The following is a 9,757-nucleotide window of genomic DNA, read 5'->3' on the forward strand; positions in this document are numbered from 1 at the left end:
GCCGGGCTACGTTTGCGCCAGCACTGACCTCCAGACAAACGAGGAGGCCCCCGGTCCGCATTTCTGCAGGCCGGGGGCCTCTACTGCTTCTCAACCAAAGCGTCGGGGTAGCGGGATTCGAACCCACGACCTCTTCGTCCCGAACGAAGCGCGCTACCAAGCTGCGCCACACCCCGTTGTTGCAACCGTTCGAGTCTACATGGAAGAGGGCCGCCACGACGAATCGGCCGATCAGGCCGCGCGTGCCGTGAGGGTCAGCAGGGTGGCCTCCGGGCGGCAGGCGAAGCGCACCGGGGCGTAGATCGAGTGCCCGCAACCCGCGCTGACGTTCAGCGGCACGGTGCGCCCGTCGTGCGTCCAGGTGCTCAGGCCCTTGGCCTGCTTCAGCGGGATGTCGCAGTTCGCCACCAGCGCGCCGTAGCCGGGCAGGCACACCTGGCCTCCGTGCGTGTGGCCGCCGAACACGGCATCCGCCCCCAGCGCGACGAAGTCGTTCAGCACGCGCTGGTACGGCGCGTGGGTGACTCCGATCAACGACGAACCTGCAGGACGCTCACCGGGCGACTGGAGCGCGCCGGGGAGCGCGTCCAGCGCATCCCAGCCCCGGTGCGCGTCGTCGACGCCGACGAAGTCGATGCTGGAACCCGCGACCTGAAGCCGTGCGGCGGCGTTGTTCAGGCCGTGCCAGCCCAGCTCGTCGGTGAAATACGCGTCCATCGCCTCGGTGTCCAGGGCGACCGGCTCCCGCTTGACCTTTGACGGGCCCGCGAAGTACTTCAACGGGTTGCGCGGAGCGGGCCCCTGCACATCGTTGGAGCCGTGCACGAAGACACCCGGGATTCCTGCCAGCGGAGCGAAGGCGCGGCGGATGCCGGTGAGCCCGTCCCTGTGGCCGAGGTTGTCGCCGGTGTTGATGATCAGGTCGGGCTCGAGCTTCGCGAGCGAGGCCAGCCAGTCCTGCTTGCGGTGCTGCCATGGCGCCATGTGCGCGTCCGAGATGTGCAGCACCCGGATCGGGCTGCTTCCGGGGGCGAGAGCGGGCGCCACCGCCTCACGGACGGTGAACAGGTAGCGCTCGATGCCCACGCCCCACACTGCCGCCGCGACACCGGCGGCCCCCACCGCGCCGAGCGCGATGAGGGCCGGGTGAGCGGAGCCTGTACGGCTCAATTCTCCGGGCCACACGTCAGCGTGACCGTGGTCCCCGGGGGAGCAGGTGCGTTGGCTGCGGGGTTCTGGGAGATGACGGACGCATTCCCGTGGCATCCCTGATCATCCACGCCGAACCCGGCATCCTTGAGCGTCTTCTTGGCGTCGCTGAGCTTCGCACCGGTGACGGCCGGCACGGATACCGCGGGCGGGTTGCCCGTGCTGGGGCTGAGCGTGATGGTGGAGCCGCTCGGCACGCTGCCCGCGCCCGGCGTCTGCGCGGCCACGAGGCCCGGGCCCACCGTGCTGTCGACAGGGTCGCCGACCTGCACCGAGAAACCGGCGTCATCGAGCACCTGGGTGGCCTGCTCGATGGACATGCCCACGACGCTCGGCAGATCCACCATCACCTGGCGCGTCAGGTTGCTGTCCGGCCGCGGGAACGCGTCGCCGCCGTAGACCTGGTTCGCTGCGTGCTGCATGGCCTCGGCCACGTAGAAGCGTGTCGTGTTCAGTGCGATGCCGTTGCGGCGCGTCCTGGCGAGGCTGAACTTCTCGTTGCCGTTCGTGTCTCCGACCCAGACGAAAGTGGCGACCTTGGTGCTGGCCTCTGCCATCGCCGTGGCGAACGACTGGTGAGTACCGGTCTTGCCGATCAGGGGCGTGCCGTCGTGGGGGTTCGCCTGGACGCCCGAGCCGCCGCTGGTCAGCACGCCCTGCAGCGCGTACGCCGCTGTGGCCGCGACCTCCGGAGCGATCACCTGCGAGCACGACGACTCGGGCAGGGGCAGCTCCTCGCCCTCAGGGCCGATGATCTTGTCGATCGCCTTCGGCGTGCAGAACACGCCGTTGTTGGCGACGGTTGCATAGGCGCCGGCCATCTGCAGCGGAGCGATGTTCTTCGACCCCAGCGTGGAGGCGTACACGCCGTTGGGATCCTGTCTGCCATCGGGAGATTCCGTGACGGGTTTGATGGGGTAGCCGTAGTGCACGCCCATCTTCGCAGCGATGTCGTTGATGTCGCAGAGATCGAGCTTGGTGGCCATCGAGAGGAAGCCCGTGTTCAGCGACTCCTTCGTGAACCGCATGGGGGTGCCGTAGTAGCCGCGATTGTTGGCGAAGTTCGCGATCTCGGTCGAGTTGCTGAGCGGGCGCCCGCACTGCGTGAACTTCTTGTACACGTGGAGCGTGCCGTCGAGGCGCTCGTTGAGGGAGTGCCCCTTCTGCAGCCAGTCGAGCAGCGTGAACAGCTTGTACGATGAACCCGGCTGGAAGCCGGATCCTCCGCCGTGCGCGCGATCGACGGCGTACACCAGGCTGGTCTGACCCAGAGCCTTGTCCGCCGAGGCGGTCTCGTTGAACTGCGTGTTCTGCACGATGGACAGCACACGTCCCGTGGTCGCCTCGACCGAGACGCCCGAGGCGCCGAAGAGGACTCCCTCGACGTACTGCGGCGCGCGCTTGCGCATGGCCTCGACGCCCGGGCCCTGGATGCGCATGTCCAGCGAGGTGTACACCTGCATGCCGCCCCGGGTCAGCTTCTCCTGGCGGTCGGACTTCTTCTTGCCGAACGCCTTGTCGCTCTCGATGATCGACTTGACGTACTGGCAGAAGTACGCCTGATCGCCTGCGGCCGCGCATCCCTGGGTGGTCGGGTGGATGCTCGGCGCGATCGGCTCCTTCACGGCGGCGTCGTACTGCTCTTTGGTGATCTTGCCGTCGATGCGCATGCGGTTCAGCACGTAGTCTCGACGGAACTTGGTGTCGGCGTAGCCGTCGGCATCCCCGTTGGTCGGCTTGCCGTCCTTCGCCCAGGAACCGCCCGGCCTGTCGATGCGGAACCGGTTCGGGTTCTGCACGATGCCGGCGAGGGTGGCGGCCTGGTTCAGCGTGAGGTTGGCAGCCGTGGTGCCGAAGTAGTAGTTGGCGGCGGCCTCGATGCCGTAGGTCTGCCCGCCGAAGTTGGCGATGTTCAGGTAGCCCAGCAGGATGTCGTTCTTGGAGTAGTCCTTCTCGATCTGGATGGCGTAGCGCATCTCCTGCAGCTTGCGCTGCACGCCGTCGGCGCCGACGGCGTTCGTGGCGTCGTTCCAGCACTTCTGCAGCTTCGCGGCGTAGCCGTCCTCGGACGGGGAGGCGTCCTTCTCGCACTGCTGGATCAGCACGTTCTTCACGAACTGCTGGCTGATGGTGGACGCACCGCGCGAGGAGGTGCCGCGGAGGTTGTCGATGACGGCCTTCACCGTCGCACCCAGGTTCACGCCGCCGTGCTCGTAGAAGCTCTTGTCCTCACTGGAGAGGATCGCGTCGTACATGATCGGCGAGACCTGATCGAAGCTCACCGGCACGCGGTTCTGGTCGTAGAACTTCGCCAGCTGGAACGGCTGGCCGTCGGCGCCGGTGCCGTAGAACGTGGTGGGCTCCATCACGGCGCCCGGGACGAGGCTGTTGGGAAGGTTCTCGAAGATCGAGAGGGCCTTGGAGCCGCTCACACCGGCGATGGCGATGGCGGGGGTGACAGCTGCCGTCGCCAGCACGCCGGCGATGGCCGCGAGGCCGACCATGCCCAGCAGTCCGCCGAGCACACCCTTCATCGTTCGAGTCTTATGGGGCATACGCTTGATCGTAGGGGAGTTCCCTGAACAGAAGCCTCGACGTGGGGCGCTCGCCGCACGTCGATGACATGCAGGAGTGCCATGACAACGTGGGAGTATCTGACGACGCCGCTGGTGATCCACAACACCGCTGCGATCCTCAACAACTGGGGCAAGCAGGGCTGGGAGCTCGTGCAGGTCATCCAGGGGCCTGAAGGAGGCCTCGTCGCCTACCTCAAGCGTCCCGTCAGTCAAGAGAGCTCAGCCAATGCCGGGCTCGCCGCCGCGGCAGAGGCCGCTCGTCAGTTCGAAGGAGAATAAGTGAGCATCGCAACCCGCCTTCAGGAGCTCGGCATCGAGCTGCCCGCCGTGGCAGCACCCGTCGCGGCCTACGTCCCCGCCGTCGTGCACGGTGGTCTGGTGTACACGTCCGGCCAGCTGCCGTTCGAAGGCGGCGAGCTCCCCGCCACGGGCAAGGTCGGCGCCGAGGTCGACGCCGACGCGGCCAAGGGCTACGCCCGCACCTGCGCGCTGAACGCACTTGCGGCGGCGGCGGATGCCGCGGGCGGCGTCGACAAACTGGCCGGCGTGCTCCGGGTGGGCGGCTTCGTGGCATCCGCTCCGTCCTTCACCGGCCAGTCCGGCGTGATCAACGGCGCCAGTGAGGTGCTCGGCGAGATCTTCGGCGATGCGGGCAGGCACGCCCGCGCGGCCGTGGGCATGGTGTCGCTGCCGCTGGACACCCCCGTCGAGGTCGAGGTCACGTTCATCCTCGCCTGACTCTCTTCGCATGTGCAGAAGCGGCCACTCCGAATGGAATGGCCGCTTCTGCATCCGACCCTTCGACAAGCTCAGGGACCCAGATCAATGGGTCGCTGAGCCGGGCCTCCGGGCGTGGGGACCGAAGCGTCGTCGCTACTTGACCTGGTCGGTGATGGTGCTCATGACCATCGTGTCGGCCAGCGTCGTGGTGTCGCCGACCTCGCGGCCCTCGGCGACGTCGCGCAGCAGGCGGCGCATGATCTTGCCAGAGCGGGTCTTGGGCAGCTCGTTCACGATGTACACGTCGCGCGGGCGGGCGATCGGGCCGATCTGCTCGCCGACCCAGGCGCGCAGCAGCTGCGCCAGGCCCTCGGGGGAGTTGCCCTCGAGGTAGCTCTGCTTGATGATCACGAACGCCACGACCGCCTGACCGGTGGTCTCGTCGTTGGCGCCGACGACCGCGGCCTCGGCCGTGGCCTCATGCGCCACCAGCGACGATTCGATCTCGGTGGTGGACAGTCGGTGACCCGACACGTTCATCACGTCGTCGACGCGGCCCAGCAGCCACAGGTCGCCGTCCTCGTCCAGGCGCGCGCCGTCGCCGGCGAAGTAGTAGCCCTTGTCCTCGAACTTCTCCCAGTACGTGGCCTTGAAGCGCTCCGGGTCGCCCCAGACGCCGCGCAGCATCGACGGCCACGGCTCGGTGATCACCAGCAGACCGCCCTTGCCGTTGTCGACGGTGTTGCCGTCGTCGTCGGCGACGCTGACCGAGATGCCGGGCAGTGGCACCTGCGCGGAGCCGGGCTTCGTGGCGGTGATTCCGGGGAGCGGGCTGACCATGATGGCGCCGGTCTCGGTCTGCCACCAGGTGTCCACGATCGGGGCCTTGTCGCCGCCGATGACCTCGCGGTACCACATCCACGCCTCGGGGTTGATGGGCTCGCCCACCGAGCCGAGCAGTCGCAGGCTGGACAGATCGAACTGCTGCGGGATCTGACGGCCGGTCTTCATGAACGAGCGGATCGCGGTCGGTGCCGTGTACAGGATGGTCACGCCGTACTTCTGGATCAGCTCCCACCAGCGGCCGGGGTGCGGGGAGTCGGGGGTGCCCTCGTACATCAGCTGCGTGCATCCGTTGGCGAGCGGTCCGTAGGTGACGTAGGAGTGGCCGGTGACCCAGCCGATGTCGGCCGTGCACCAGAACACGTCGGATTCGGGATGCAGGTCGAACACGTACTTCTGCGTGTACGCGGCCTGCACCAGGTAGCCGCCGGTGGTGTGCAGGATGCCCTTGGGCTTGCCGGTGGTGCCGGAGGTGTACAGGATGAACAGCGGGTTCTCGGCGGGGAAGGACTGCGCCTCGTGCTCGGCGGATGCCTGCGGCACCACGTCGTGCCACCAGATGTCGCGGTCGGCATCCCAGTCCACGTCGTTGCCACAGCGCTGCACGACCAGCACATGCTCGACGGTCTGCTGCTCGCCCTCGCCATGGCGGTCGCTGAGCGCCTGGTCGACGGCGGGCTTGAGCGCGGAGGCCCTGCCCTTGCGCCATCCGCCGTCAGCGGTGATGACGAGCTTGGCCCCGGCGTCGTCGATGCGCGAGCGCAGGCTGTCGGCGCTGAAGCCGCCGAACACGACGGAGTGGATGGCGCCCAGGCGTGCGACGGCCAGCATCGAGACGACGGCCTCGGGGATCATCGGCAGGTAGATCGCTACACGGTCGCCGTGCCCGATGCCCAGGTCCGCCAGCACGTTGGCGGTGCGCTTGACCTCGTCGGTCAGCTCGGCGTAGGTGATGCTGCGGGAGTCTCCGGGCTCGCCCTCCCAGTGGATGGCGACGCGGTCGCCGAGACCTGCTTCCACGTGGCGGTCCAGGCAGTTGTAGGCGACGTTGAGCTCGCCGTCGTCGAACCACTTCGCGAACGGCGGGTTGGTCCAGTCGAGCACCTGGGTGAACGGCTTGCTCCAGGTCAGCAGATCACGGGCCTGCTCGCCCCAGAACGCGTCGCGGTCGGCATCCGCCTTCGCGTACATGGCCGGGTCGTCGATGGTGTGGGCTGCGAACTCCTCCGACGGCGGGAACTTCCGCGACTCTTCGAGGAGGTGGTCGATCTGGCTGCTCATGGCACTTCGCTCCTTTGCGCGGGCTGATGGGTCGTGACGTGGCACGTCCCGGACACGCCGAATCTAGTCGGCGTTCTCGAGTGAGGCCTACTGTCGAAAGTCGGTAGTGGACGTCGTTTGCGTCTGCCCAGCCCACCTGCATACACTGACCTCAGCCGAATCTTATTCCGGCTTCAGCGCGCCCGATACCCCCGAACGCGGGTCGCGCGTGGGCGGCATCTCATTCCCCCCGTGAGGTGCCGCCCTTCGGTCTCCACGGGCCGGTCCGCCGCGGTCGGAGCTCTGTTCTGCACAATCCCGGGTTCTTTCGGATTGTGCACAGGACGTGGGTTTCCGGGGTTCGCGGGTCCGTGGGCCGCTCTAGCGTCGTGGCATGCCTGATCCGTTCGTGCTCCGTCCTCGCGCCGCTGTCGCGGCCTCTGCCGGCGACTCCGCCGGTGCTCCCGTCGACCCCGCCTTCGGCGCTCTCGCCGAGCATGTGCGCGATCCGCGCGTGACCGACATCTTCGTCAACGGCGCCGGCGGACTGTTCGTCGATCGAGGTCGGGGTGCGGAGCGGATGCCGGAATGGCGTGCGTCCGAGCGGGAGGTGCGCGACCTGGCCGTGGCGCTGGTCGGGGCAGGGGGGAGACACCTGGATGATCAATCGCCATGCGTGGACGTGCGGCTGAACGACGGCATCCGCGTGCACGCCGTGCTGGCGCCGATCTCGACATCCGGCACGGCGCTGTCGATCCGCGTGCCGCGCGTGCTCGGCGCCGATCTCGACGCCCTCGCGGCCACGGGCACCTTCGCCGCGGGTCAGCGGGAGTGGCTGCGGCGGCTGGTGGCCGAACGCGCGAACATCCTCATCACGGGCGGCACCGGCACGGGGAAGACCACACTGCTCGCCGCGCTGCTGAGCGAGGCGGGGCCGGGAGAGCGGATCGTCACGATCGAGGATGTCGCGGAACTGCGCCCCCGGCATCCGCATCACGTCTCGCTCGAGGCCCGCCAGCCGAATCTGGAGGGCGCCGGCAGGATCACGCTGGCCATGCTGGTGCGCGAGTCGCTGCGCATGCGACCCGACCGGCTGGTGGTCGGCGAGTGCCGCGGCGAAGAGGTGCGCGAGCTGCTCACTGCGCTCAACACCGGCCACGACGGCGGGGCGGGGACGCTGCACGCCAGCGGCCTGGACGACGTGCCCGCCCGGCTGGAGGCGCTGGGCGCGCTGGCGGGGATGGATGCCGTCGCCCTGGCACGGCAGGTGGTCAGCGCGTTCACGATCGTGCTGCATCTGGAGCGCACCTCCGACGGGCGGCGTCGCATCGCCCGTGCCGGCAGATTCATGCTGGCCGGGGAGCGGCTGGGGATCGAGGAGACGGAGCCGTGGTGAGATTCGCGCGGTCTCGGAAGCCGGATACGGGGGCCGCGGCGGCCGAGGCGGCTGCCGCCGTCCGCACGCTTGCCGTGCTGCTGCAGGCCGGTGCGCGCCCGCTCACGGCCTGGCGGCATCTGGCCGATACCGGTGATGCGGTCGCGTCCCGGGTGGCCGATCGATGCGATGCCGGTGCCGAGCTCGCGGGAGCCATCGACGCCGAGGGCGGGACCTGGTCGGACGTCGCCGCGGCCTGGGAGATCGCCTCGGTCGTGGGCGCGCCGCTGGCCGAGGTGCTGCGGTCGCTGGCGGAGTCGCTGCAGGATGCGGCATCCGCGGCTGACGATGTGAGCATCGCTCTGGCCGAGCCCGCAGGCACGGCACGGCTGCTGCTGTGGCTGCCGTTCGCAGGCCTCCTGCTGGGGTTCGCGCTGGGCTTCGACACCATCGGCGTACTCGTCGCGAACCCGCTCGGGATCGCCTGCGTGGTGGCCGGACTCGTGCTGGTTGCGCTGGCCAGGCTGTGGACCTCGCGGCTGGTGCGGCGGGCGTCCGTCCGACCGGGCACACCCGGCATGCACGCCGAGCTGGTGGCCGTCGCGCTCGCCGGCGGCGCGGGCATCCCACGGGCGCTGCGGCTGGTCGAGCACAGCACCGCTCACCTGGTCGACGACCGGGCGGCGACGGACGTCGTGCTGGAACTCTCGCGCTCCGCGGGCGTTCCGGCCGGGGCGCTGCTGCGGGCGTCCGCCGCCCAGCAGCGGCATCGGGCCCGGGTGCAGGGGCGCATCCGCGCGGCCAGGCTGTCGTCATCGCTGCTGCTGCCGCTCGGCGCCTGCACGCTCCCGGCGTTCCTGCTGCTGGGAGTCGCCCCGCTCATGCTCAGCGTGCTGGGCTCCACGCCGCTGCCGATCTGAGGACGTGCTCCGGGCGAGGGCCGTCCGGAGAGGAGAGGAAGAAGGAGAGAGATGAAGAACAAGAGGAACGACCTGCCGGAGCTGACCAGGGCGCGCGCCGCCCGGCTGTTCGCCGACGAGTCCGGCGCGGCCACGGCCGAGTACGCCATCACCACGATGGCCGCGGTGGCCTTCGCGGGCATGCTCGTGGTGATCATGCGGTCCGATGAGGTGCGCGGCATCCTCACCGACCTCGTGCGGCGGGCGCTGACGGTGTCGTGATGGACACCGCCGGTCGTGGAGCGTCCGCGCCGCGCTCGCGACGCAGACGGCTCGCGCTTCGCGGGCTCGGTGGTGAGCGGGGATCCGCCGCCGCCGAACTCGCGATCGCACTGCCTGCCGTGCTGCTGGCACTGCTGCTGGGCGTCGGCGCCCTGAACGCCGCGGCAGTCCAGGTGTCGCTGCAGGATGCCGCAGCCGATGCCGCGCGTCTGCTGGGGCGCGGCGAGAGCACCGCGCGGGCGGCAGGCGTGATCGCTGTCGTCGACGGCGCCCGCATGAGCTCGGCGAATTCGGGTGATCTGGTCTGCGTCACGGCGTCCGCGCGCGTGAGCGTGAGCCGGCTCATCAGCATCCCGTTGAGTGCGCGCAGCTGCGCGCTGGATGGCGGACTGTAGGAACCGACGAGCGGACTGAAGGCACCGGAGAGCGGACTGAAGAAACTGGAGAAGAGCGGACTGTAGGAACCGGAGAAGAAAGGAAGGAGCGATCATGGCGGGAACGGCTCTGGCAGCCGGCGTGCTCACCGTCGCGGCCACGCTCTCGGTCGGGCTGGCCGCGGTCGGGGGCGCGGCGGTGACCGCGCAGCGCGTGGC

Annotated in this window: 9 protein-coding genes and 1 tRNA gene; 6 read left to right on the forward strand and 4 right to left on the reverse strand. The window is 69.2% G+C overall.

The genetic code is table 11. The features are described from left to right. Positions 1 to 102: 102 nt before the first annotated feature. From WA967_RS09005 to WA967_RS09015, 3 genes are all read right to left on the reverse strand, one after another. Positions 103 to 176 (reverse strand) — tRNA-Pro (locus WA967_RS09005). Positions 177 to 231: 55 nt separating this feature from the next. Next, entirely contained in the window at positions 232 to 1,170 is a 939-nt protein-coding gene (locus WA967_RS09010) for a metallophosphoesterase (RefSeq protein ID WP_424421443.1), read from the reverse strand. After that, positions 1,167 to 3,743: a transglycosylase domain-containing protein gene (locus tag WA967_RS09015; protein ID WP_424421445.1), complete on the reverse strand. Its 2,577-nt coding sequence runs from the start codon at positions 3,741 to 3,743 to the stop codon at positions 1,167 to 1,169. The genes WA967_RS09010 and WA967_RS09015 overlap by 4 nt, the downstream gene beginning before the upstream one ends. A gap of 102 nt (positions 3,744 to 3,845) precedes the next feature. Here WA967_RS09015 and WA967_RS09020 point away from each other — a divergent pair, with 102 nt between their 5' ends. Then, the gene (locus tag WA967_RS09020; RefSeq protein WP_424421448.1) at positions 3,846 to 4,064 is read left to right on the forward strand and encodes a hypothetical protein; all 219 of its coding nucleotides are present in this window, start codon (positions 3,846 to 3,848) and stop codon (positions 4,062 to 4,064) included. Further along, entirely contained in the window at positions 4,065 to 4,523 is a 459-nt protein-coding gene (locus WA967_RS09025; protein ID WP_424421451.1) for a RidA family protein, read from the forward strand. A gap of 135 nt (positions 4,524 to 4,658) precedes the next feature. Here the strand turns inward: WA967_RS09025 and acs are convergent, their stop codons facing one another. Then, positions 4,659 to 6,629: an acetate--CoA ligase gene (gene acs, locus WA967_RS09030; RefSeq protein WP_424421454.1), complete on the reverse strand. Its 1,971-nt coding sequence runs from the start codon at positions 6,627 to 6,629 to the stop codon at positions 4,659 to 4,661. A gap of 373 nt (positions 6,630 to 7,002) precedes the next feature. Between acs and WA967_RS09035 the strand changes: the two genes are divergently transcribed. The 4 genes from WA967_RS09035 to WA967_RS09050 are packed head-to-tail and all read left to right on the forward strand — an operon-like array spanning position 7,003 to position 9,559. Further along, positions 7,003 to 8,004 carry a TadA family conjugal transfer-associated ATPase gene (locus tag WA967_RS09035; RefSeq protein ID WP_424421457.1) on the forward strand — a complete coding sequence of 334 codons (1,002 nt, stop codon included), beginning with the start codon at positions 7,003 to 7,005 and terminating at the stop codon, positions 8,002 to 8,004. Continuing rightward, a complete protein-coding gene (locus WA967_RS09040) occupies positions 7,998 to 8,903 on the forward strand; it encodes a type II secretion system F family protein (protein WP_424421458.1) in 906 nt (301 codons plus the stop codon). Before WA967_RS09035 ends, WA967_RS09040 begins: the two co-directional genes overlap by 7 nt. A 51-nt stretch (positions 8,904 to 8,954) precedes the next feature. Beyond that, positions 8,955 to 9,164, forward strand: coding sequence for a DUF4244 domain-containing protein (locus WA967_RS09045; RefSeq protein ID WP_424421460.1), 210 nt, complete (start codon positions 8,955 to 8,957; stop codon positions 9,162 to 9,164). After that, positions 9,164 to 9,559, forward strand: a complete 396-nt coding sequence (locus WA967_RS09050; RefSeq protein ID WP_424421463.1) for a TadE family type IV pilus minor pilin — start codon at positions 9,164 to 9,166, stop codon at positions 9,557 to 9,559. Before WA967_RS09045 ends, WA967_RS09050 begins: the two co-directional genes overlap by 1 nt. Positions 9,560 to 9,757: the final 198 nt, after the last annotated feature.

This window comes from Microbacterium sp. (assembly GCF_049650565.1).
Taxonomy (GTDB): domain Bacteria; phylum Actinomycetota; class Actinomycetes; order Actinomycetales; family Microbacteriaceae; genus Microbacterium.